Raw genomic sequence first — 23,904 nt, 5'->3', positions numbered from 1 at the left:
GGTCAGAGGGTCGGGCCGTCGAGATCGAGTTCGATCACGCTCAGCACCTCGGCGACCTCTTCGGACATGTCGTCCGTCGGACCGTAGACCAGACACAGATCGTCGTGGAGGGGCGCGAGGATCAGCTGTGCCTCAGGCGCCTGTCCCTGGGCAAGCAGGAGCATGCCGATGTCCCGGCGCAGCTCGACCGCCTCGTCGCTCACGTCGCCGTCGACCGCGCGGGCGATGTCCAGGACACCCCGTAGCGCGGCCAGCGCGTCGGTCGCCTGGCCCAGTTCGGCACGGCACCGGGCAGCCTGTGCACGGCACGCACGTGCCTGCGTACTGCTGGGGCCGCTGGTACGTGTGTATGCGTCGGCCAAGGCGTCGAACTCCGGCAGCGCCGCACGGTAGTCGCCGCCGAGCAGCCGGATCGCGGCGCGCTGCGTACGGAGCTCCAGGACCTTCCTGTTCTCGGCGCCGAGTGCATGGGCGGCCGGCTCGATGACCTCGCTCAGCACCTCGGCGGCCTGGGCGAACCGTTCCTCGTCCAGCAGCGCGTCGGAGTGCGCGTACGCCTCCGCGATCTCCTCCCGCAACTGCGCGGGCACGGCGACGGGGACCGGCGGTGCGGCGGCCGGATCGACCGTGGTGGGCACGGGCCGTCCTGCACCGGCGCGGGCACGTGGCGCGTACGGCTGACGGAAGAGCGCGGTCGGATCCGGCGCTCCCTGCGGCCCGGCCTCACCGGGTGCGGGGAGGGTGCCGGGCGCAGGCAGGAAGTGCCGAAGCCGCTCGTACACCTCCTGGACGTCGGCGGGCCGCGCCTCCGGCGCCTTGAGCAGCAGGTGCAGGACCAGCTCCTCCAAGGACTCCGGCACATCCGGTCGCAGCAGGCGCAACGGGGTCGGAGCGGCGTTCACATGCTGGTACATCACCAGGTACTCGCTGTCGGCGGTGAACAGGGTTCGCCCGCTGAGCAGTTCGTGCAACACGCAGCCCAGCGCGTACAGATCGGTCTGAGGGCTGGTACGCCCGCCTCGGACCTGCTCCGGTGCCATGTACTGGTACGTGCCGATGGGGCTGCCGGTCGCGGTCAGCTTGGTGACGTCGGTGCGCAGGATCGCCGCGATGCCGAAGTCGAGGACCTTCACGGTGCCGTCCCGGGCGACCAGGATGTTGGACGGCTTGAGATCTCGGTGGATGACGGGCACGTCGTGGGCGTGCGACAGCACGGTGGCGACCTGCGCGGCGACGGCCACGGCCCAGCTGACGGGCAGCGGGCGGTCGGGATGGATGTACGTGGACAGGGGGATGCCGTCGACCAGCTCCATGACGAGGAAGAGCCGCTCGAAGGAGTCATCGAGCACCGCGTCGAACACCTGCGGCACGCCGGGATGCTGGATGCGCGCGGTGATGCGGGCCTCGCGCTTGAACCGCTTGGCGAACTCCTCGGCCAGCTGCGGTGAACCGGCAACGGCCTGCCGCCGGACCACCTTCACGGCGACGGGCCGGTCCAGCACGGCGTCGTAACCACGCCACACGTCGCCCATGCCACCGCTGTTGAGCTCCTCCACGAGCTCGTACCGCCCGGCGATCGGCTGCTCCGGCACCTTGCCCCCGTGTGTGCGTGTACTGAGGGCCGACGCGTGTCAGCGCGTGGACCCGGCGTGGTGGGGCCAAGTCTCTCCGTGCGGCGATCTCCAGTCCAGCGAAGCTGCGGGAGTGAGTGAGGGGGCGTCACTTTCCGGTCACCGGAGGCGGAGCGCCTCGTTGCGCGTAGCTTGGCCCGAACGTTGAGCATCCCGATCATCGCGGATGCGGCACCGGCACATGGCTGGCCACGGGAAGTGAGTTCGTTGTCAGCTGTTCTTCAAGCCTGTGAATGAGCATGCAACGTCTGATAGGCCAGGGCTGTGGCCGGTGACACCCGGTCCGGGCCGGCATGTGCGGTGATTGCAGCCCCGCCGACGGGACGGTGCCCCCCCGCCCTCCGGGAGGGAGAGGTCTTCGACGCCCGTGTCGACGGGGCGTTCAGTGCTGCGGTGCCGAATTCAGGACGTCGCGCCTGGCCAGCCTCTCTGCTCCGGTTCCCGTGAGCGTGACCTTGCCGGAGTGAACGGTGTCCAGTTGCTCGACCTGCCTGCCGTACCACTCAATGGCGGTCAGCGAGCACTCTGGTGTGGCCGTGCCCGGGGAGGCTGCGGAACCCGGGTGCTGGAACACCATTCCCAGCCGTGCCGTCCCCTCCACACAGCGGACGACGCAAATGGCCACGGCGTCCGCCGCGCCGGGAACGCCCGGTGTCACGGACTCGATGGATTCGATGCTCAAGGCTGCCTTTTCCGGCACGTTATCAAGCACGTCGGTGTGCCTCCTCTACGAAGTGCGCGATCTGCTCGGGGGTGAGCTTGGGAACATCGTATTCAAGAAGCGGATCGATGTCCCCGTTGCCGATCTTGCGTGGCACGTGGATGCCCATCTCGGAGAGGATCTCCCGGGCTACCGCCGAGGGCACTTGCACGGATGCGCGGGACGAGAGTTCTGCCGGGCTCAGCTCGACCGGCCACTCGGCCTCGCGCGCAATGTACCCCTGGTGGACCGGGACCCCGTCCAGCGCGCCGCGCGGGTAGATCTCGACGATGGCGTCGCCGAACCGCTCGGCCTGCGTCGCGAACACGCTGGCGACGCCGGGATCGGACGATGTCGGTGTGATGCTGTGCCGCTGCACACCGGGACTGCCCTCGAAACCCCTCGTGGTTCCGCGAAACAGATGCGTAGGGCACGGCGACAGGCCGAGCGGGTCGGTCCAGGTGTGCGGATTCAGAACATACGTCGATGGGTTCGGCGCCGGTACGAGGCCGAGCGGGTCCGGGGTGAGGTAGCGCGCAGTCTCCGGATCGTAATGGCGGGAGTAGTTGTAGTGCAGCCCTGTCTCAGGATCGTAGTACTGGCCGGGGAAGCGCAGCGGCGTGTACGCGGTGCTGCCAGATGCCCATGTAGTAGTACCCCACAAGGTCCGGCGGCTGCGCCAGGCGATACCGCCTTGCTCGTCGACAAGTTCGCAGGGCGCGCCGGCGAGGTCGGTGACGATGGCGAAGAAGCGAGAGTCGACGCTGGGCTGCGTGCGCCCCGTCCCGTTCGGAGTACCGACTGCTGCAGCTGCACCGCTCGCTCGAACCATGGTGTGTAGGCCCCCCAAGGGGCGAACCTGAGCGCCATGTCGGCCATCTCCAGCCTCCTGCGTCACCGCCGCCAGGATGCGTTCCGTCTGGGCCACCGGCCGCAGACCGTCGTGGTCCCACGTGAGGGTGACCGCATGAGGCAATTCGTCCGAGACCGTGGTCTGCTCGCACAGGGTCGGTCCGTCCCAGGTGAAGTCGCTGCGTTCGGTGATCGTTGTACCGTCCGCCGACAGGCGCAGCTTGGCTGTACGTCGGCCTGACGCGTCGTACTCGTACCGCCATCGCGTTCCGTCCGGCGTCGTCACTGCGGTGAGCCGGTCCTCGGCATCCCAGGTGTAGTGCCACACCTCTGACTTGCCTGACAGGTGGATCTTGCGGCGCTGGACGATCCGGCCGTCCGCATCATGGGAGTAGCGGAGAGAACCGGCCCGGGTGAGGCGGGTGCCCTCGTACTCACGCGCGCCTGTGGCTTCCTGCCCAGGGTGGCGTTGCGGCCAAGCTGCGTGGGTCTGGTTGCCGGCTGCGTCGTAGGCGTAGCGCTCGGTCCAGCCTGAGGCGTGGACGGCGGTGACACGTCCGGCAGGGTCGAGGTCGAAGGTGTGGGTCCCGCTGAACTGGTCCGTGAGGGTGGTCAGGTTGCCGTCGGCGCTGTAGGTGTAGTCGCGGCGCTGGATGCTTGTGCCCGTAGTGCCGGTGATCTGCTGGCTGGTGAGGCGACCGAGCGGGTCGTACTGGTTGGTGAAGGAGACAGTGTCGCCGATGTGGCGGGCGGTTTCCTGGCCGAGGGCGTCATGTTCGAAGACGATGGTGCGGCCGGAGGTGGTGAGGGAGGTTCGGCGACCGGCGGCGTCGTCGGCCCAGGTGCTGACAGCGCCGGTCGGGGTGGTGCGGCCGGCACGGCGGCCGAGGGCATCGTAGGTGTACGACATGGTGCGGCCGTTGACCGTCTCGGAGACAAGGCGGCCGTACCTGTCCCGAATGAGCGTGACGGTTGCGTCCTCGTTGACTGCTTCCACGAGGTGGTCGGCGAAGTCGTACGCGAAGGTGGAGGTGGTTCCGGCGGCGTTCTTGCGGACGACGCGACCGAGCCTGTCCCGCTCGTAGCGGGTTGTTCGGCCTGCGGCGCTGGTGCGTGCAGCGAGCCTGCCTGCAGCATCCCGCTCATAGCGGAGCGTCCGGTCATCGAAGTCCGTCTCGGATATCAGCTGACCGGCTGGATCGTATCCGTAGTTCCAGCTCAGGTGCTGAGGGTTGGTGACCCGAGTGAGCCGGAGGTTGCTGTCGTGCGTGAACTCGTACCGGGCGCCGTCCGCCTCTGTGCGTGACAGCAGGAGGTCGAAATCGGTGTACTCGAAGCTGACGGTCGCGCCGGCGGCATTGGTATGGGTGAGGCAGTTTCCTTCACCGTCGTAGGTCCACAACTCCTCGCTTGCGTCGGCTCCGACGCGACGGGCAACTCTGCCTTCGATAGTCCATTCGAGATGGGTGACCGCACCCCCAGCGTCCCTGAGCGAGACTGGGCGGCCGAAGGCATCCCGCTCGTAGAGAGCGGTCGCGCCGAATGGGTCAGTGACTGCGATGGGAAGTCCGGCCTTGTCGGGCGTGACGATCGAAGTCTGCCCGAGGGCATCGGCCATGGAGACGAGGTGACCCGCCTCGTCGTACGAGAATGCGATTGTGGCGCCGGTGGGTTCCGTGATCGCGGTTCGGTTGCCACGCTCGTCGAAGGTCTGCCGGGTGACATTTCCGTCGGTGCCGACGATGCGTACGGGAAGTCCCAGTTCGTTGTACTCGGCGCATGACCGGCGTCCGTCCGGCCGCTCCACCTCGGTCAGCCGCCCGTCTTCGTCGTAGGTGAAGCGCGTGATGTGGCCGAGCGGGTCGGTGTGGGACAACAGCCGGTGGTAGCGGTCCCGCTCGTAGCGGGTGACCGCCCCCAGAGGGCCGATCTCGCTGACGATCTGGGATCGGTCGTTGATCACGTATCGCGTGGCGTGGCCGAGGCTGTCCGTCATGGACGTCATGCGCAGGCCGGTGTCTGGATCGGTGTCGTCCCAGGTGAACCGGGCTTCGAGGTGGCCATTGGTGCCGCTCTGGTACACGCAGCGGTCGTGTTCGTCGTAGACGTACTCGTACCGGCTGCCGTTGGTGTCCGTCCACGCGGTGACGCGGCCCAGCTCGTCGCAGTCGAAACGCAGGGGCTTCCCCGAGGAGTTGGTGACCTCGGTGAGGTGGCCGTCGGTGTAGCCGTAGCGGAGGATCTCCTGATCGGTGCCGTCCGCTCCGGCGCCCGCCAAGTGAAGGGCGGTGACTCTGCTGTCGTGCGTGGTGAGCTTCAGGTGATAGCCGCCGTGGTGCACGATCGACGTCGGAGCGCCTACCTCGTCGTACTCGAAGGCGATCCAGCGGCCGTTACGGTCGTCGATCTGGGCCAGGAGCGCCAGGTCCCCGGTGGGCTGGTCGACGAAGTGCCGGATCTGGCCGGTTTCCGGGTCGGTGATGGTGTAGCCGTCGCCCACCCGGTCCAGGGGCCACCGCCTGCCGTGCGTAGGCATGACGGGAACGCCGGGTGCAGGGTGTGGGTATGCGAGCAAGCTGCCCTCGTTGCAGCTGAAGACCACACCTTCCGCGTCGATCTCGAGGCGTTGATCGACCGTGCTCGACCACCCTGTACCGAACCAGCGGCCGGCGCGGTGTGAAGAGTCGAAGACGCGCTCGAAGACCAGAGGTAGCGACCCAGGCAGCACGATGTCGGTCTGCGGAAGCAGCATGCGCCCGGTCGCGACGTCGACGGGGTCGTTGGCGCACTCGACCTTGCTGCACTGCTGCCCATTGGAGTCAGGATTGCGCTCGTGCCCTTGGCGGTTGGGGCCCGTGGGGCGCTTGCGGAGGTCCTTCATCCCGGCCCGCAGGCCGCCCTTGATCAGGCCCCCACCCTTGGTGCCGATCAGTTCGGGGACGAGCCTGCCGAGAAATTCGGAGGGGTCACCCTTTGCCGCGTCCCAGGCGTTCTTCAGCGCCCGGTCGGGGTTGGCGACGGTGGACGTGAGGCCGGCGAGCGTCATGTTGACGCCCTTGTAGTACTCGGCCGGGTGCGTCAGGTTGTACGGGTCCTGGGGATTGACCGAGCGGACGAAGTTCACCAGTCCCGCGGTGCCCTTGATGACACCACCGCCGAAGTGCGCCAACTCCATGCCCTGGCCGACCCCGTAGTCGATCAGTTCCTGCTTCGCCCGATCCATACCGGTCGGTTCCTTCGGGGCGTGCGCCATCGCGGCGGTGATCGCGCCCTTTGCCGTCTCGGCAGCGTCGTTGCGTGCCTGCCTGGCACGTTGCAGGATCTCCTGTGCGTGCCGCCGTTTGGTTGCGCCCGGATCGGAGAACGTTCCCGGGTGCGGAAGCGGATGGTCGGTGTTCCGGACCGCGTTGTATGCCTCCGCCTTCACCTTGAAAGCGGCAGCCGCAGTTTCGTAGTCCTGCTTGCCCTCCTTGAAGAGAGCGATCGCCTCAGAGGCCTTGGCCTGCGCGCTGGTGACCGACCCTGCGAACGTCTCCAACGCCTTGGCCGCGTCCTCGAACGCGTCCGCCGCGCGCACCCAGTCGGTGGGCAGCGTCTGGAACTTGGCGCGGAATGCGTCAGCGGCCTCACCCTTCCAATGGCCGGAGTCGAGCTTCCTCATTCCGCCGCCGACGAGATCGAACGCCTTCTGGAAGTCGCGGAGGTTCTTCACCGCCGCGCTGATCTTCTCCGGCCTGCCATGGATCAGCTCATCTGCCTCCTCGGTCTGACCGAGTTGCTGCTCCCCGACGTTCGCACCCAGGGCAGAGGCGGTCTCATCGCCCCAGTCCTCGACCTTGTCGGCCCACCCCTCGGCACCGACCTTTTCCAGACCCGAACCGAGCACATCGGTGCCCTTGTCGACGCCCTTGCCGACGATCTCCTTGCCCTTGTCGACCACGTCGCCGGCACCGTCGTACAGGGCGTCGCCCCACTTCCCCCAGTCCACCATCAGCGACTCTCCCCCCACCGCGGCTGCTCAGCCTGATCGATCGTCTCCTGCGACGGATCCAGCCGCTCCCGCAGCCGCTCGTCCGCAGCATCCCGCACCGCCGGGTCCATCAGCCCGTTGCGCTCCATCGAGTCGAGCGCGGCGTCCTCCACGTCGTAGGCGGTGTCCTTCCAGGTCTGCTTCACCTCGGCGTGGGCCGCATCCCACGACTCGCGGCTGTAGTCCGGGTTGTCGTAGGCGGACTGGGTGCTGATCGTGTCCCAGCTCATGCCCTTGACCTCGTCCTCGGACGCATGAGGATTCCCGTTCAGGGAATTCACACCGATCTTGATCGAGTCCTTGACGTACTGCTCCTGCTCCGCATACGAGCCCGCCGACAGACCGACACCGAGGGCGAAGCCGTTCCCCTTCTGCGTCAGGGCCCGCACACCCCACTCCCACCGGTTGCAGAACGTCTCGAACTCCGACGTCAGCCCGCCATGCCCCAGCTCCAGCCCCGACAGCGCAAGATCCGAGAACCCCCGCCCCACCGACGCCTCACCGATGAACCCGAGCTCCTTCAACTCCGCATGCGCCAGGTCGATCCCCTGCGCGATCTCCGCCAATGCCTCCGGCGGAACCCGAAGATCCGCGTTCTCCCCGCTCACTGCATCTCCCCGAGATCAACCGCCACCGCATCCGGCACGATGCCCGCCACCGGCGGGAACAACATGCCGTCCGTACTGCCCGCATCCAGCGCCACCCCAGCAGGGCCCGGCAGCAACGGCACCATCACGTCCAACAACCGCGCACCCAGAACGGCCTGATACGCCCACTCCCGCCCGGCCTCCCCCCGAGCCGACGCAAACCGGGCCAACGCCTCCTCGTCCGAGAAGGCGCATATCCAGCGCACACCGTTCTGCTCCGCCGACCACAGATCGCCGGCCTCATCCAGTGGCACCAGCACCGCCGTACGCCGGAACTCGCCCAGCAACGCTGCAAACTCGCGGCGGGCCGTATGCAACTGGTTCTGTTCGGCCTCCACCGACGTTGCAGCGCGTGCCCGTTCAGGAGGCGGCCCCGAAAGATCATCCAGGTCCGCGAGTCGTGATCGCATGCGCTGCCGCTCCGGTATCCCGTCCCCATCCGTGGTCATGCGAAGGATCATCACACGCACGGATTTTCGAGTGCAACGTGACTTCGCCTACTGGCTGGATCCTGCTGCCTCGGTCACGGGGCGACTTCCAGAACCGCCCACGCCGTCTTGCCCGGACCGTCAGCGCGGGGATACCACCCCCAGCGATCGGCCAGGGCGGCGACCAACAGGAGGCCGCGGCCGCCCTCCTGACCGGGTGAGGTCTGGCCGGTGAGGGCGAGGAGGTGGTCGCCCCGGGTGTCGGTGACCTCGATGCGGATGGCTGTTCCCTCGGCGGTGAGGCAGAGCCGGAAGTCGCGGCCGGATACATGTCCGTGGCGCACCGCGTTGCTGCTGAGCTCGGCGACGATCAGCAACAACGCGTCGTGCGCGTCACTTCCGTACGGGACGCCCCAGGCGTCGAGGCGTTCACCGGCCAGCCCTCGGGCGAGCCGGGCTCCCCGCGGCGTGGAGCTGAATCGCATCGTGAAGTCATGCCAGGGGAATCGCGTGTGAGAAGCGCGCGTCGGTCGTACGGGCAGGAGCGGCGGCTTGTCGGTCATTCCTCCACAGTGACGAATCATGACCACACGTCACCAGGGGTTACGCACTGTCATCGTCCGGATGTACGCGACCAGAACAAGCCCGTACGCAGAAGGGGCAGGCGGGATGCCCGAGGACAGCGGCGCTGGGGGCTACCCTGCGCCTGAGGTCTCGGCCTCGGAACCGGTCGGATCCGCCGAGCTCGCATCGCTACTCTCGCTCTCGCCGTCCGCCTCGACGGCCGTAAGGCGACGCTGTTGTAGTGCGTCGCGCTCCGCGTCCGGGATCGCCATCGACTCGGCCAGTACGGCGGCGAACGCGTCCACCAGCGTGCCGACCGTATCGGCCTGGAAGAGCCAACGGATGTTCTCGTCGCGGGTGATGAGGTCGACTGCCCGACGCGCGCTCTTGTCCTGGATGGTCCCTGCTCGGACGTATCGCACCTGGTCGATCGGGATGTCCGCGCGGATCTCGGCCTGTTCGAGGAACGCACCGGCCTTGGCCGTGATGATGCGGCGATCTGTGATGGCGACCAGTGTGCTCGCAGCAGCCTTGTCCCTTGCTGCTGTCAGCTTCTCCTTGGCCCCGCTGAAGATCGCAGACACCGGACCGAGCGCGTCGAGCTGGTCGGCGAAACCGAGGACTCGAAGGGTCTCACCGTCATCCAGGAGCCATCGCAGGATGCGGAGGTACGGATCGGGAACCAGCGACTCGGGTGCGCAGATGACGCCCGGAGCAACGAGGGGAGGGGCCGGCGGGCGTAGAGCATCGGCAACAGGCACGATCGCTTCCAGCAGGCGGGCAGCGGTCTGACGGGCTGCCTTCGAGTCCTTCCGCTTCCCGGGCAGGGGCGACGTGTCGCGTCCGGGGAGCTCGGCGATGATGCGTAGTTCGCGCGTCAGGGAGGCGATGAGGCTCGTCGACTCGGCGAGGGACGAGTCGAACTCCGCTCGGGTGTCGCGCGCGATGACCTCGGCGTACTGAGCCTCGGCCGCGTCTTCGCGCCCGGCAGCTCGCGACCTCGCGGCGCGCAGTGCGTGATAGCCGGTCCATGCCTTGAGGGCGGACAGGAGGGCGTAGGCGTCGAAGGCGATCGCCTCGGCGTTCGTCTGGAGGTACTCGTGGTGGCTGCGTGCGTCGGCCCGGTCGATCTGCTTCACGTGGTCGCCGACATGCCCTCGGTAGAGCTCAAGCTGCTTCTGCAGCAGCGCGCCACTGCCCGCGACGTCGTCCCACAGGGACGTCGGTACCGACTCGATCTCTCGCGCCTGGCCGACCGCCCGGTCGATGGCGGCGACGAGCCCTGTCAGTTCGGCCCACTGATCCTTGCGGATGGCGGTGAGGACCTGGCTCGTCACCGCGAGGTTGGTCCTGACGAGGCCGGAGACCTCGCTCAGCATCATCTGAAGGGCGATCATGGCCAGCCCCGGCCCGATCGAGGCCGCGCCCTGTGCCTTGCTCACCGCGTTCACGGGGTAGAGACGAGCCTGGCGCAGGATGCGGCCAGGAAGCATTACCGTTCCGAGGTTCGCGCCGTCCTTGACGGCGAGCTTCGCGCCGCTGTTCAACAGGGCCTGAGTCGCGTTACCGAGCCTGTAGAGCCCCTGCACGCTCGCGAAGGCGTTTCCGAGGTTGCCGGCCACGGTTGCCGCGTTCCCGAGCGAGGCGAGGACTGCGGAGATCTGCCTGCGGTCGGCAGCCGGCACGATGCCGAAGTCGATCAGATCGGGCTTGAGCTCCGCCGGGACCTCACCACAGACGACTGCCACCCCCGGGAGCACCTCCGCGATGACCGTCGACGTGGGTGACGAATCGACACCCGGGCCCGGTGCCGGACCGTCCGTCCCGGGTGAGTCGGCGGAATCGCCCCGGCCGTCCTCCTCAGGCTCGGGTATCTCCGTCGAGTCCAAAGAGCCCTGCATGCGATCTCCTCCTGCGGGGACGCCCAACGACCTGACGTCGTCGGCGTTCACGGCGGATTCTATGGCCCCATGCCCTACGGTTCGGCGCGAATGCCCCGAGTTGATCGCGGAAGGTCAGGGCAGGCGGGTCAGCTCGCGCAGCTGTCCGACCAGCGCGTGGACGTCGCGTTCAGCGGGTGGAGCGGCGGACGCCTGCTGCGGGGTGGTGCGGCAGAGGCGGCAGAGGCCGTCGGGTAGCGCCTCGGGCGAGCCGGGGCGGCCGCATTCGGTGCACTCGGCGAGGACGCGGCGCTTCGGGGTGACGGTCGTGGCAGGGGCCGGGCTGCCGGCTGCGTACGGCGGCAGTTTGTCTGTGAGGCGGCGGCGTACGATGCCGACGGGGGACCCGACCTGGGCAGGGAGGCCTGCGGTGAGGGCCTGCGTGAGGTAGTCGGCATCGACACCCCGTGCGAACCAGATGGCGGCCAGAGGCTCCAGGGTGCGGCAGTCGGCTGCGGAGAGTGCCAGGCGCGGGTCCCGACGGCCGAGTTGGGCCAGGGCGAGGTACGCGGGGGAGGCGGCGACCTCGGGTGTCACCGAGGTGCGCTGCTCGGGCATGGCGGGTGATGCGGGCGCGGGAGCAGGCGGGGCCGGGGGCGCGGTGGGCTCGGGTGGGGCGGTGGGTGTTGAGGGCGCCCGCTGAGGTGAGGTCGGGGCCGCGACGGGCCCTTCGGCGCCTCCGGGCGTGGGAGTGGGTGTCGTGCGCGGTGTGGAGTGGCTGCCCTCGGTGGTCAGGAACGTGTCCCACCACTCGTTGTCGCGTGCGGTACGGGACCAGTAGGTGCGGGAGACCCAGCGGACCTGCTCCCCCTCGCCGGCCAGGCAGCGTACGCGCCGTAGGTGTCCGGCCACTCCGAGGGCCTTCAGCGCGCTGGAGACGGCCATCTGGCCGTACAGCGGGAGGCTCTTGGCCAGTGACTTGATGTCCATGGCCGCGCCGTCGGGGAGTCGGTCGACGTATCCGGCGACGTACCGCTCGCGCTCCGCCATCAAGGCGAAGTCGGCCGCTTGGGAGGCGCGTTGGCCTGACGCGGTTCGTTTGCCGTAGCCGGGGCGGGCTTTCGCGTACGGGCGCGAGGATGCGGGTGCGCGGAGGGCAGGGCTAAGGTGCTCGGTAGCCACGAGATCGTCTTCCGTTCGATCTTGGGGTGAGACCCCGGCCCGGTGTTTCTGCACCGCGTCGGGGTCGATTCGTTGGGGGCACCGTAAGCAGGCGTGACACTGTGCCGCAAGCTGATCACAGTTAGTCATATCAGCTGGTTGTGGAGGGGTAGGGAGGGTGGGGAGGTTTTCCCAAAACCCTTCTTCTACCTACCGGGTGAACAACATCGCTCGGATCTCGAAGCTCGCATCTCGGCCTCCGAATCCCGAAGCTCAAGCGTCGGGCCCGCGCCCGTGATCGTGTCCTCCCAACGAGTGAACGATCCGTTTCCGACGCTCGAAGCTCGGCTCTCGGGTGCCGAGCGTCGGGCCACTCCTTCGATGGAACGCTGCGGGAAGGGTGTGCGTGCGAGAGGGCGGGTCGTTACGGTGCCCGAGTGGACAAGCCGGGGCGGGCGCTGCCTCCCGGGCCGGGTGCTGTCGGTGTGACGGGTGCTTGAAGAGCCCTTCTTCGCAGGCTGGTTGTACGTGATGGGCCGAGGCGTGAACGTACGTGGGACAGGCAGGTGGCGATGACGCAGGACGAGGCGGTCATGGACGCGGGGGCGGTGACCTCGTCGGGGACGCAGCCGGAGGGCAGGTCGGAGAACGGGGTTGCGGTCGCGTTCGGGCGGCAGTTGAAGCTGCTCCGGGTGAGGGCCGGGCTGGACCGGGTGGAGTTCGGCAAGCGGGTGGGGTACGCGGCGCAGTCGGTGGCCTCGTTCGAGCAGGGGCGGCGGATTCCTCAGCCGGAGTTCGTCGACAAGGCGGACCGGGTGCTGGACGCCGGGGGACTGCTGGTGGCGTTGAAGGAGGAGCTGGCTCGGTCACAGTATCCGGCGTTCTTTCGGGACATGGCGCGGCTGGAGGCTGAGGCGGTCGAGCTGTGCGCGTACGACACGCACATGGTCAAGGGCCTGTTGCAGACCGAGGAGTACACGCGCGCTGTTCTCGCCATGCGACGACCGTTGCTCGACGAGGACACCATCGAACAACGGGTATCTGCGCGCTTGGCGCGGCAGGAGATCTTCAGCCGCTGGCCCGCACCACTCATGAGCTTTGTCGTGGAGGAGCCCGTTCTGCGACGCCCGTTGGGCGGTCCAGCCGTTCTGCGTGGCCAGTTGACGCAGCTCCTGAAGTTCGGCCGGTTCCGTAATGTTGAAATCCAAGTGATGCCGCTCGATCGCGACGACAACGCCGGGGTGGACGGTCCCTTCACAGTGGTTACGCGCAAGGGCGGGGAACAGCTCGTGTATACCGAGGCACAAGGGCGCAGTAATTGGCTAAGTGATCGGGACGAGACGCGGCTCGCCGCAGCCCGCTATGGGATCATCCGGAGCCAGGCTCTCACTCCGGGAGAGTCCTTGGGGTTCATCGAGAAGTTGCTGGGAGAGCTATGAACACCGCCGAAGTTTCTGCCTCGCAGGAGCTTGCTTGGTACAAGAGCAGCTACAGCGGGGCTGAAGGTGGCGACTGCGTTGAGGTCGCCTGGCGTAAGAGTAGTTACAGCACCGGCAACGGCGGCGAGTGCGTCGAGTTTGCTGCTGCGGCTACCCACGTGCACATCCGGGACTCGAAGCAGGCCACTGGTCCTGTGCTGACCGTGGGGCCAGACGCTTGGACCGATTTTGTCGGGCTCGTGGCTGGCTGAGCAACGTTCGGTAGAGCCCGCCGCGACGCCGAACCAGCGCTGCGGCGGGCTTCTCCCGTTCGTGCGTGGGCTACTCGTCCACGTTCTCCTCGCGGCGGATCATCCGCCACGCCGCCCGGCGTGCGCTGCGGTCCAGGTTGGACCGGAAGCTCTTGTCGGGGCCGAAGTACTGACGCCCTATGCCAGCCGTCGTCTCGATGTGGTCAGCCATGTTGTCGGCGAAGGCTCTGTCCCAGACCTTGCCGAAGTTGGCCTCGTCGTTGACGACGGCCGCCGCCCGAACCTTGGGGTCTTCCTTGGTCTTGTCGAACGGCTTGCGGACGTCTTCCTCGGTGAAGTCCGTGCCGAACTTGGCGTTGAACGCCTCGATCAGCTCCGACAGCAGCGACTTTTCCGCCTCCGCCGCGCCGCCCGTGCCGTCACCGAAGCCGGGGAGCTGGGCGGAGCCCTCGGGCGACAGCGAGAGGTCGTACTCGTCGATCTTCTCCACGCGCAGGTGACTGAGGTCGATCTCCCCTATGTCCACGCCACCGTCCGCGCGGCGGGGCAGACGGTTGAGGAGGTAGCGGCCGTAGAGGTGAAGCCGTTCCAACTCGGCGTCGCGGTACGGAACGATCTGGGCCAGGAAGCCGTACTTGCGCACGTAGTCGTTGAGGTCTGCGCGGAAGTCCTCCGCCGTCTCCACGTCGTCTTCCTCCTCGCTCTCCATGAGCGGGGTGAAGCGGGCGACGGCGGGGGACAGGAGCCGGTACAGCTCCGCGTGCAGCTTCTCCCACTTGGCCTGAGAGCCGGCCGCCTTCTCCTTCGCCGCGAAGTAGGCCGCGGCGAACTCGTCCATCTCCGACTCCGAGATGATCGGCGCCGACATGACCCGACTCTGCGCGGTGTAAAGCAGGTTCGGGTCGGAGGGGAGGGTGTTGGCCTCCTCGAAGTACGGGCGGAACGCGTCCCGGATGTCCTCGGCGTCGTTCGCGAAGTCCAGGACCGCGAGGTCCGCCTGGTTCTTGCGGTCGGCCGTGCGGTTGAGCCGGGAGAGGGTCTGCACGGCGGAGATACCGGTCAGCTTCTTGTTGACGTACATGGTCGTCAGCAATGGCTGGTCGAAGCCCGTCTGGTACTTCTCTGCCACGACCAGGATCTTGAATTCCTGCTGGCCCCGGCCGCCCGCGCCGACCGCCTTGTCGTCGGCTCGGGTATAGGCGAACGCCTTCGGCAGCGCGCTCTCCGCGATCCCGCCGTTCTCCTTCGGCTCGGTCGTCTCCTCGTCGTCGATCGTGAGCGAGCCGGAGAAGGCCACCAGGACACCCAGGTCCGGGTACTTGGTGTCGTACTCCCGGTCCTTGATGTAGCTCTTGATCGCACGCGCCATCTCCACGGCCGACTGCCGCGAACCCGTCACCACCATCGACTTGGCCCGCCCGCCGAGCCGGCCGCGGGAGTGCGCCAGGAAGTGCTCGACGATCACCTGCGCGTGCTGGGAGACGGTGTACTCGTGGGTGAGCGCGTACCGGGCGAGCAGGCTGTTGGCCTTGGAGGGGTCCACCTCACGCTCGTCCGGGTTCTGGTTCACCAGCTTCCAGTACGTGTTGTACGTGACGTAGTTCCGCAGCGGATCGAGGATGAAGCCCTCCTCGATGGCCTGGCGCATGGAGTACGTGTGGAAGGGGCGGTAGGCCGCCTTGCCGTCCACTATGTCTTCCGTGCCGAAGAGTTCGAGCGTCTTCGCCTTCGGGGTGGCGGTGAACGCGAAGTAGGAGAGGTTCGCGGCCTGTGAGCGCTCCGCGGCCTTCTTCTTCAGCTTCTCGTCGAGCGTGACGGTGGTGGCGCCCTGGTCCTCCGAGTCGGAGTCCAGACCGAGGTCGCGCAGGGCCGCACGTACGGCGGTTGCGGCGTCGCCGGACTGGGAGGAGTGCGCCTCGTCCACGATGATGGCGAAGCTGGTGCCCTTGATCTCGGTGGGGTTGCGCTGGATGTAGTCCAGAAGCGCCGGGAACGAGTGCAGGGTGACCGTGACGATCTTGCCCGTGTCCCGTGACAGCGCGCGGGCGAGCTGCTCGCTCTTCGAACCGTGCTTCTCGTCCACCTTCACGACCAGGCCCTCGATCTGCGAGAAGCTGCCGACCGTCTCCCGGAGCTGGGCGTCGAGGTTGCGGCGGTCCGTGATGACGATGACCTTGTCGAAGACCGGTGTACCCGGCTTGATCCGGCCGGCTGACAGCGCATCCGGGTCGAGCGTCCGGGGGTCGGTGGCGGCGTGGAGGTCGCTCAGGCGGTGGGCGAGCCAGCCAATGGTGTTCGACTTGCCGGAGCCGGCGGAGGCCATCACGAGGTAGTTCTGGCCCACGCCGAAGGTCGCTGCGTGGGTGGTGAGCTTCTTGACCACGTCCCACTGGTGGAAGCGCGGGAAGATCGTCGACTTGGTGGTCCCGCCGCCGGGGGTCTTGGTCTTCTGCTGGTGCACGTAGCGCTGGAGCAGGTCCAGCCAGTTGTCCCGCGCCCAGACCTGCTCCCACAGGTAGGAGGTGGCGTACGTGCCGTACGCGGTGGGGGCCGGGTTTCCGGCGCCACCGGGCAGGCCGGCACCGTTGGAGCCGGTGTTGAACGGCAGGAAGCGGGTGTTCTTGCCCCGGAGCTGGGTGGCGACGAAGACGAGGTCCGGGTCGACCGCAAAGTTGGCGATCACCCGGCGGGTGAAGATCAGCTCGGTGGGATCGCGGTCGGTGCGGTACTGCTCCTTAGCGTCCTTGAAATTCTGCCGTGTGAGCGGGTTCTTCAGCTCGGCGGTGGCGACGGGGATGCCGTTGAGGAACAGCGTCAGGTCGAGCTTGTTGCCCCAGTCGGCCTGCTTGGTGGCGTAGACGAGTTCGCGTACGACGGTGAGGCGGTTGGCGCGGTAGCCGTCGAGGACGGAGTCGTCGGCGACGAGGTTCGGCTTGAAGTAGGCGACGCGCAGGCGGACGCCCCGGTCCTTGACGCCGTTACGGAGGACGTTCAGGAGACCGTCGTCGTTGATGGCCTTGTCCAGGCGCTGGGCGAAGCCGCGCTCGGCGGTTTTGACGTCGTTGCCGTAGACGGCGACGAGTTCAGCCCACTCGTGGGGCTGACTCGCGTTGAGGAAGCGGAACAGCTCTTTGGTGTCCAGGCCGAGGTCGGCCTCGTAGTCTGTGGGACTGGCCTTGCGCCATCCGCGCTCGGTCAGGGCGGCGACTATGGCGTCGCCGAAGGCGGACTCGCTGTGGATGGGGCTCATGCCGAAACTCCGTCCGTTACGTTACGGCCGCTGGCAGTGGAGACGTCGAACTGGCCGGTTACGGCGGCGGTGATGAGGGTCTGGCGACGTTCTTTGAGGCTACCGATTTGCAGGAGAAGTAGACGTTCCAAGGTACGCGTTTCTTTCTCCATCTCGCTTACGCGGGTAGCCAACCGCGTTTGCGAATCTTTGTCCGTCGGCCACCGTAGAGTGAAGTTGGACAAATCTTCCATGCCCAGGGTCCGTTGCGCACTGTCGTTTCCGGTGGCCAGCACGGCCTGCGTTTGAAATCCCTCGGAGTTGATCCATGAAGTCAGGAGGTTACGATTGATACCGGGATTGGTGCGCAAAACGGCGATTGCTCGATTGACGTTAGCGCCACTCAGGCTGGCGGGAGTCACGACTGCACGCCCCAGAGTGCCCACTACGCTTACGAGCACATCGTTTTTGCGCACTACGGTGGTGGGATATTGCTGCGAGACGTCAGTGGAAATCTGCAGCAGATTGTCTGCACGACCTTCGAGATTCAGAAGGTCATTGACACGAATGAATTTGACTCCACTAGCAACGTACTTGGGTACGAGGACGCCATAACGTGGACGGGCTGCCAAGAGAAATTTAAGACGGGTCGGCGTTGTATCAAATGCCAAGAACTGCTCACGAACCGCGACACTGAACCGGTTCTCGAGGAGGGTGTGCTGATGTGTTCGCAGCGAGACCAAGTGGTCGATGCGGCTGGTCTCGGCGTCGAGGAAGTCGGCGATGCGGCACTGCTCGTCCACCGGGGGCAGCGGGATTCTCAACTGCTCAATGTCCGGCATGTAGATGGTCTTGTGAGTTGATCCTGTGGCGATGCGTCGGAGGTCCGGCGCCATTCCGCGCAGAGCGTGGAGCAGGTAGCGGGGCTCCAGTCGTGGCCCACACGTCCAGGTTGCGAAATCTTGGCTTGTGGCCATTTCGGTTCCCATGATGGCCGAGAATCCCACCGACGCTGTGCGGGAAAGAATCACGGTTCCGGGAGGATGGAGAACAGCCGAAGAGTTCGCCAGACCCAGCGGGCTGATCATTTCCTTGGTTTCCGTGATGATGTTCCTCTGACCGCTTCGCAACTGCCAGACATCAGCCAAGGTGATCCATCGTGCGGTGCAGTCAGTCCAATACTCTGGCTTGCTTCGGCTAGGGGTGTGTCCAGATCCAAGGCGGGCAACCAGCCGGATGGGAACTGTGGGCCATCTTGACTCAGTGAGCCACGGGGCGATGCGGCTCCCACTCATTCCGTCACCTTGCCCAGCAGTGCCTGGATCTCTGCCTCAAGCGTCTTCAGCTCCGCGTCGATTTCCGCCAACGGCCGCGGCGGCTCGTACACGTAGAAGTGGCGCGTAAACGGGATTTCGTACCCCACCTTCGTCTTCGAGTGGTCGATCCACGCATCCGGCACGTGCGGGTGCACCTCGCGCTTCAGGTACTCCTCGACGTCCTCGCCCAGCAGCACGTTCTCGTAGTCCCGCAGCTCACCGTCGGGCTCCTTCTCCCCGCCCTTGAGGAGCTGCTGCTCGCCCTCCGGGTCCCGCACCCCCACCGTGTCCCGCAGTGCCTTCGTGAACGGCGCGCCCGTCGGGCCCTGCACGCCGGCTTCCGCCATGGCGTTCCGTACCGCCACCTGCGCCTCGGACTTGGTGGCCCACCCGCTGCCCAGCAGTGGGCTCAGTGCGTCCCCCAGCACCTGCGCCTCGGCGTCGGCCAGCTTCTGGAACTGCGCCTGCTCCTCGTCCGTCAGCTTCCGGCGGGCCTTCGCCTTCGCCGCCAGCTCTGGCTCGCGCGGCAGGAAGCGTTCCTCCGCCCACTTCTGCACCGGCTTCGACGCGAGCAGCGCCGCCAGCGTCTCCTCCGTCAGCTCGAAGCGCAGCTTCAACGGCCTTTCGACCGTGATCCGCTGGTAGCCGAACGCCGTGTTGTCGAAGACCTTCACCTTGGCGTGCATCGGGTGCTCCGGGTCCGCCGCGGCGGACACAGCCTCCCCGTACAGGCGGGTGATGTCGCCGATGTGGTTCGGCTTGCCGCCCGTCCCATCGCCCAGCTCCTTGCGCTTGTCGCCCAGCGACTTTCGCATCTTCACCCACTGGTCGCGCGCATCCAGCAACACGACCTTGCCCTTGTGCTGACGGTCCTTGCGGTTCGTCAGGATCCAGAAGTAGGTGGAGATGCCCGTGTTGTAGAAGAGCTGGTCCGGCAAGGCGACGATCGCCTCAAGCCAGTCGTTCTCCAGGATCCAGCGGCGGATCTCCGACTCACCCGAGCCGGCCGCACCCGTGAAGAGCGGGGAACCGTTGAAGACGATCGCGACGCGCGAGCCGCCCCCGCCGTTCACGTCCACCGGCTTCATCTTCGAGATCATGTGCTGGAGGAAGAGCAGCGAGCCGTCGTTGATGCGGGGCAGGCCCGCGCCGAAGCGGCCGGAGTCGCCGAGGTTGTTGTGCTCGAACTCGACGGCCTCCTTCACCTTCTTCCACTCCACGCCGAACGGCGGGTTGGCCAGCAGGTAGTCGAACGTCTCCCGCGCGTGGCCGTCGTCCGAGAAGGAGTTGCCGAAGGCGATGTTCTCCGGGTCCTGCTCCTTGATCATCAGGTCGGACCGGCAGATCGCCCAGGACTCCGGGTTGAGCTCCTGCCCGTAGACCTCCACCGTGGCGTCGTCGTTGTACGACTTGATGTGGTCCTCGGCCGCGCTGAGCATGCCGCCCGTGCCGCAGGCCGGGTCCATGACCGTGCGTACGACACCCGGCAGGCTGAGCGCGTCGCCGTCCGGGGCGATCAGCAGGTTGACCATCAGCTTGATCACTTCGCGCGGGGTGAAGTGCTCACCCGCGGTCTCGTTGGACTGCTCGGAGAAGCGCCGGATCAGCTCCTCGAAGATGTAGCCCATGTTGTGGTTGGGCACGACCTCCGGGCGCAGGTCCAGGTCCGTGAACTTGCCGATCACCTGGTAGAGCAGGTTCGCACTGTCGAGCTTGCGGATCTGCTGGGCGAACTCGTACTTCTCCATGACCTCACGGGCGTTGGGAGAGAAGCCCCCGACGTACACCTGGAGGTTCGCTGCCGCATTGCTCGCGTCGCCGGCGATCTTCCGCAGGGTCAGGCTGCTCGTGTTGTAGAACGAGTGGCCCGACGCCCGGCGGAGGAAGTGGTCCGTGTCGATCTCCTGGCCCTCGAAACGGGCGGCCGTCTCCGCGACCTTCTCCCGCGTCGGCTCCAGGACGCATTCGAGGCGGCGCAACACCAGGAACGGAAGGATGACCTTTCCGTAGTCGGACTGCTTGTAATCGCCGCGCAGAAGGTCGGCGACGGACCAGGCGTGGTTCGCCAGCTCCGTGTGCTTGCTGCTGTTCAAGGGATTCCCCGGTTTCCTTTCGGACCCCCCGCTCTCCGGTCTACCGGAGCGGGTACTGACAAGTGTGGTGGTTGGGTGAAGGCCGTAGTGCCGGTTCAGGCCGATTCCGCGGATGCCCCGCTGCCGGCCGCCGCTGGAGCTGACGGCACCAGCCCGCCCCCCGTCAGCCCGCCGACCAGCAGCCGGGCCGTCTCCTCGGCCAGTTCCGTGGCGCGCGCGGCCTCGGTTCTCAGTGTGTGGACGCGGCGGAACGCCTCGCCGTAGCGTCTCTGCTCCTCCAGTGGCAGCAGCGGGACGCGCAGTCGGCCCGGGCTGACGTGAAGCACCGTGCTGCCCGTCGACGCGCTCGCGATGTTCTCCTCCGCGCCCAGGAAACCGGCCAGGAACCACGGATCGAGCCTTGCCGGATCCGGCCGGAACAGGTGGACCTGTTGGCCGAGCAGAGCCCCCGCGTCCGCGTCGTTCGCCACCCGGGCCATCGCGCCATTTCCGCCCGCGACCGCGCGTACGAGCACGTCGCCCGCCGCGATCACCGGCGCCCCGTCCGCCCGCAGCCCGCTCGGGTCACCCGATGGGGCCGTACCGCGCGCGATGTCCAGGCCGGTGAGTACGGCAGCCACCGGTGCGGCACCGGCGGAACCCTTGGAGTCCGGCGCCGTGCGCAGCAACGTGAGCGCGCCGCCCCGGGACAGGTCCGACGCCGTGGCCGTGCGCCACACGCGCGGGGCGGGACCGGCCGCGCTCCAGTCGTCGTAACCAGCCGCCCTGCCCAGTGACTTGGCACCGGCGACGAGCCGTCGGCGTACCTCGTCCACTTCCCGGGCCAGTTCCGCCGGGGCGATGTCCGTGCGTGAGGCGCGTACATGGCGGGCGGGGGAGAGGTCCACGACGTCGTCCAAGAGGTCGACCACCGGGACCGCGCGGGCGGTACCCGGCTCGTCGGCGTACGCGTCCGGGTCCTTCGCGAAGGCCGACCACTGGGTGAGCGCCGTCTCGGTGAGAGCCGTCCAGTTCAGTGGGGCGCGGCCGGTGCGCGTGCCGGAGGCGGTGCCGCCCGTGCGTGTGCCTGTACCCGTGCCGGTCGCCGTGTCGGCGCCTGCTACCGCCGCCTCGGACGTGTCGACGAACAGGACCGACGTATGTGCGGGGCCGGCCGGTTCGGGGCGTTGCAGTATCCAGACCTGGAGCCCCACATGGAACGGCGCCGCCGCGCCCGGAGGCAGGGCCACCACCGCGCGCAGGGCGCCGCTGCGGACCAGCTCCATGCGGACCCGGCGGCCGGAGGCACGGGAGGCGGTGGCCGGGGGGAGGAGCAGGACGGCGTGGCCGCCCGGCACCAGGTGAGCCAGCGCGTGCTGGACCCAGGCCAACTCGGACTCGGCGCGCGGTGGCACGCCGTACGCCCAGCGGGCGTCGTATGCCAGCTCGTCCTGGCCCCAGTCGCGGTCGCCGTACGGCGGGTTGCACAGGACAGCGTCCACGGTGACCCGGCCGAACGCGTCCGCGCGGAGACTGTCTCCCGCACGCACCGTGATGTCCGCGCCCGGGGCGGCCAGCAGCAGGCTCACCGCGCTGCGCTGCGCCTGCACTGGAACGCTGTCCTGGCCGTACAGCACCTTCGCGCCCCGCCGGGCGGCGGCCGAGAGCAGGGAGCCGCTGCCGCACGCCGGGTCCATGACCTGTGCGTACGGGCCGGGCACCAGGCGGGCGACGAGGTCGGCCAGCTGCACCGGGGTGCGATAGGTGCCGCTCGCGGCACTGTCCTCCAGCTCGCGCTCCGCCAGCACGGCCAGCGCCGCCTCGCCGCTCGCGTCGTCCTGTACGCAGCGCAGCAGCGCCCGCAGGACATCGACGTCAGGCGCCGCGAAGTGGACCGCCTCCGCGCCGGGGACCAGCTCCGCGAGGTCGGCCACCGCCCTGTCGGCGCGGGCGACGAGCTCGGCGTCGGACAGGCGGGCCAGCGCGGTGCGCTCCTCGGGAGTGCGCCGAGCCGTGGCCAGCGCCAGAGGGAGCAGGGCGCCTGTCATGCCGCCACCCCCGGGGTGCAGTCGCAACGTGGTGCGCAGCTCCTCCGCAGGGTCGGCCGTCGATGCGTGGCCTCGGGCGCCGAGCCACTTCTGCACGGCGACCAGGTCGTACAGAGGGCTGGAATCGGTGCCCCCGGACGGCGCGGGGAAGTCGTCGTGCCGACGGCGCCAGTTGCTGACGGTGGCGCGCGTGACTCCCGCGATGCGTGAGATCTCGGCGGCGGTCACCTGGGCTGGTGGCTGGGGCATGGCGGGAGTCCTGGGCCTCTCGGTAGCTGACAGCTCACAACTTACACTCTCGGTCAAACGCGTCAAGCTGTTTGACAATGCTTTCATGGTGATGCTTCTCTGGTGTTGCTTCCAAGTGAAGGTGCTCGGCCCGAGGGGGTACGGGCAACTCGTCGATCCCGTGGGGGGAATCGCCATGCGCATCACCATGCCGACCGCTGTCGTCGAAGGCACCCAGCTCACCGTCATGCCGTTCCGGGCGGACGCCGTGATCGGGACCATGTCCGTCCCGACGCTCGTCCAGCTCGTTCCCTCTCCTCGCCGCGAGGAGGACACGAAGACGCTCAAGGCCGCCTCCGGCGCCGTGCGTCGTCACGCCGAACTGCGGTCGCTCGTGCAGCGGGCGCTGAAGTCCACGCAGAAGGGGAAGAACGTCGGCTCGTACGCCGAGTACATCGCCGACGGCGTCAAGGGGGAGCTGGGCGCCGGCTGGTCCACGCCGCCGATCACCTTCTGGCACGCCGGACCGCTCGCCGCGCTCAGCGACGAACTGCTGCCCGGCACCGGACTGCGCACCCTGACCATCACGCCCGGCACCTCGGTCGTCGCCATCGACGGCGAGACCCAGACGACCGCCTGGCATGAGCTGTACGACGACCCGGAGCACTTCGGGCTCACCTATGCCGAACTCGCGACGATCCGCGTGCCGTTCGAGCTGTACGTCGACCTGAGCGTCGCCGACGCGCGGCAGATCTTCTACGACCGCAACGTCCAGGGCGTGGCCGTCGCGAAGAACCTGGCCATGTCCATGGACCAGCGGGACTTCGCCACCCGCCTCGCGCACCGCGTCGCCGACGCCGTCAAGGTGGACGTGGACGGCAAGCTCGTGCCGTTCACGAAGCTCGTCAACGCCAGCAAGCGCCAGGTCGGCAAGAGCGACCCCGAGGTGATCACCCTCTCCGCGCTGCGGGCCCTGGTCATCACGGCGGTCTACGGACGCAACGGGTTGTCACGGTCCGCGGAGACCGTCCAGGAGGACGAGCTGCCCGCCGGTACCGACGCGGGTCAGGTCGAGGGACACGTCGTACCGCTGCTCGCCCGGCTCATCGCCGAGCACAGCGCGCACTTCGTCTCGCGCAGTGCTGTCACCGCACCCGCCGTGCTGGCCGGGCTCGGGATCGCCGTCCACCACACCACCCCGTGGGCCGACCCGGCGAACGCGCTGAGCACCGACGCGCTGCAGAGGCTCCTCGCCGACATCCGGTGGGAGCGGGAGGCGCGCTACTGGGACGGTGTGGCCGCGAAGGCCGGGGCGACCGGGCGGCTCAACTTCAGCGGTGGCGTGAAGGACTCCGGCGGCCGTGTCGCCGACGCGATGCTCTACCCGGGCACGGAGGCAGGACGGCGCATCCGGGGCCAGTGACCGTC

The 23,904-nt window shown here is 67.8% G+C and carries 15 protein-coding genes; 3 read left to right on the top strand and 12 right to left on the bottom strand.

Annotated features, from left to right (window positions below):
• Positions 1–2: 2 nt before the first annotated feature.
• From OG488_RS06090 to OG488_RS06055, 8 genes are all read right to left on the bottom strand, one after another.
• Complete coding sequence (locus OG488_RS06090; protein WP_329226633.1) at positions 3–1,592, bottom strand: serine/threonine-protein kinase; 1,590 nt, start codon at positions 1,590–1,592, stop codon at positions 3–5.
• Positions 1,593–2,013: 421 nt separating this feature from the next.
• Complete coding sequence (locus OG488_RS06085) at positions 2,014–2,343, bottom strand: hypothetical protein (RefSeq protein WP_329226631.1); 330 nt, start codon at positions 2,341–2,343, stop codon at positions 2,014–2,016.
• Positions 2,336–7,174 carry a putative T7SS-secreted protein gene (locus tag OG488_RS06080; RefSeq protein WP_329226630.1) on the bottom strand — a complete coding sequence of 1,613 codons (4,839 nt, stop codon included), beginning with the start codon at positions 7,172–7,174 and terminating at the stop codon, positions 2,336–2,338. Before OG488_RS06080 ends, OG488_RS06085 begins: the two co-directional genes overlap by 8 nt.
• A complete protein-coding gene (locus tag OG488_RS06075; RefSeq protein WP_329226628.1) occupies positions 7,174–7,821 on the bottom strand; it encodes a hypothetical protein in 648 nt (215 codons plus the stop codon). The genes OG488_RS06080 and OG488_RS06075 overlap by 1 nt, the downstream gene beginning before the upstream one ends.
• Positions 7,818–8,309, bottom strand: a complete 492-nt coding sequence (locus OG488_RS06070; RefSeq protein ID WP_329226626.1) for an SseB family protein — start codon at positions 8,307–8,309, stop codon at positions 7,818–7,820. Before OG488_RS06070 ends, OG488_RS06075 begins: the two co-directional genes overlap by 4 nt.
• Before the next feature lie 74 nt (positions 8,310–8,383).
• Complete coding sequence (locus OG488_RS06065) at positions 8,384–8,851, bottom strand: ATP-binding protein (RefSeq protein WP_329226625.1); 468 nt, start codon at positions 8,849–8,851, stop codon at positions 8,384–8,386.
• A gap of 132 nt (positions 8,852–8,983) precedes the next feature.
• The gene (locus OG488_RS06060; RefSeq protein ID WP_329226623.1) at positions 8,984–10,753 is read right to left on the bottom strand and encodes a hypothetical protein; all 1,770 of its coding nucleotides are present in this window, start codon (positions 10,751–10,753) and stop codon (positions 8,984–8,986) included.
• A gap of 114 nt (positions 10,754–10,867) precedes the next feature.
• Complete coding sequence (locus OG488_RS06055; protein ID WP_329226622.1) at positions 10,868–11,914, bottom strand: MarR family transcriptional regulator; 1,047 nt, start codon at positions 11,912–11,914, stop codon at positions 10,868–10,870.
• 551 nt (positions 11,915–12,465) lie between these two features.
• Between OG488_RS06055 and OG488_RS06050 the strand changes: the two genes are divergently transcribed.
• Both OG488_RS06050 and OG488_RS06045 read left to right on the top strand, forming a co-directional pair.
• A complete protein-coding gene (locus OG488_RS06050; RefSeq protein WP_329226620.1) occupies positions 12,466–13,332 on the top strand; it encodes a helix-turn-helix domain-containing protein in 867 nt (288 codons plus the stop codon).
• Complete coding sequence (locus tag OG488_RS06045; protein ID WP_329226618.1) at positions 13,329–13,583, top strand: DUF397 domain-containing protein; 255 nt, start codon at positions 13,329–13,331, stop codon at positions 13,581–13,583. Before OG488_RS06050 ends, OG488_RS06045 begins: the two co-directional genes overlap by 4 nt.
• A 70-nt stretch (positions 13,584–13,653) precedes the next feature.
• Here OG488_RS06045 and OG488_RS06040 read toward each other — a convergent pair whose 3' ends face one another.
• The 4 genes from OG488_RS06040 to OG488_RS06025 all read right to left on the bottom strand — a co-directional run bounded on the left by OG488_RS06040 (position 13,654) and on the right by OG488_RS06025 (position 22,497).
• Complete coding sequence (locus OG488_RS06040) at positions 13,654–16,833, bottom strand: type I restriction endonuclease subunit R (RefSeq protein WP_329226616.1); 3,180 nt, start codon at positions 16,831–16,833, stop codon at positions 13,654–13,656.
• Complete coding sequence (locus OG488_RS06035; protein ID WP_329226614.1) at positions 16,830–18,107, bottom strand: restriction endonuclease subunit S; 1,278 nt, start codon at positions 18,105–18,107, stop codon at positions 16,830–16,832. Before OG488_RS06035 ends, OG488_RS06040 begins: the two co-directional genes overlap by 4 nt.
• Positions 18,104–20,221, bottom strand: a complete 2,118-nt coding sequence (locus tag OG488_RS06030; protein ID WP_329226612.1) for a type I restriction-modification system subunit M — start codon at positions 20,219–20,221, stop codon at positions 18,104–18,106. Before OG488_RS06030 ends, OG488_RS06035 begins: the two co-directional genes overlap by 4 nt.
• Positions 20,222–20,316: 95 nt before the next feature.
• A complete protein-coding gene (locus tag OG488_RS06025) occupies positions 20,317–22,497 on the bottom strand; it encodes an N-6 DNA methylase (protein WP_329226610.1) in 2,181 nt (726 codons plus the stop codon).
• Positions 22,498–22,672: 175 nt separating this feature from the next.
• Between OG488_RS06025 and OG488_RS06020 the strand changes: the two genes are divergently transcribed.
• The gene (locus OG488_RS06020; protein WP_329226608.1) at positions 22,673–23,899 is read left to right on the top strand and encodes a DNA sulfur modification protein DndB; all 1,227 of its coding nucleotides are present in this window, start codon (positions 22,673–22,675) and stop codon (positions 23,897–23,899) included.
• Positions 23,900–23,904: the final 5 nt, after the last annotated feature.

It is taken from the genome of Streptomyces sp. NBC_01460 (assembly GCF_036227405.1).
Classification (GTDB): Bacteria; Actinomycetota; Actinomycetes; order Streptomycetales; family Streptomycetaceae; genus Streptomyces.
The sequence above is the reverse complement of the archived record's forward strand: the minus strand, read 5'-3'. Positions and strand labels throughout refer to the sequence as shown.

Excerpts from the sequence above, each read along its gene's own strand:
- OG488_RS06025 (WP_329226610.1), bottom strand. The coding sequence starts at position 22,497 with ATGCCCCAGCCACCAGCCCAGGTGACCGCCGCCGAGATCTCACGCATC.
- OG488_RS06040 (WP_329226616.1), bottom strand. The coding sequence starts at position 16,833 with ATGAGCCCCATCCACAGCGAGTCCGCCTTCGGCGACGCCATAGTCGCC.
- OG488_RS06060 (WP_329226623.1), bottom strand. The coding sequence starts at position 10,753 with ATGCAGGGCTCTTTGGACTCGACGGAGATACCCGAGCCTGAGGAGGAC.
- OG488_RS06035 (WP_329226614.1), bottom strand. The coding sequence starts at position 18,107 with ATGAGTGGGAGCCGCATCGCCCCGTGGCTCACTGAGTCAAGATGGCCC.
- OG488_RS06020 (WP_329226608.1), top strand. The coding sequence starts at position 22,673 with ATGCGCATCACCATGCCGACCGCTGTCGTCGAAGGCACCCAGCTCACC.
- OG488_RS06070 (WP_329226626.1), bottom strand. The coding sequence starts at position 8,309 with ATGACCACGGATGGGGACGGGATACCGGAGCGGCAGCGCATGCGATCA.
- OG488_RS06050 (WP_329226620.1), top strand. The coding sequence starts at position 12,466 with ATGACGCAGGACGAGGCGGTCATGGACGCGGGGGCGGTGACCTCGTCG.
- OG488_RS06045 (WP_329226618.1), top strand. The coding sequence starts at position 13,329 with ATGAACACCGCCGAAGTTTCTGCCTCGCAGGAGCTTGCTTGGTACAAG.
- OG488_RS06080 (WP_329226630.1), bottom strand. The coding sequence starts at position 7,174 with ATGGTGGACTGGGGGAAGTGGGGCGACGCCCTGTACGACGGTGCCGGC.
- OG488_RS06065 (WP_329226625.1), bottom strand. The coding sequence starts at position 8,851 with ATGACCGACAAGCCGCCGCTCCTGCCCGTACGACCGACGCGCGCTTCT.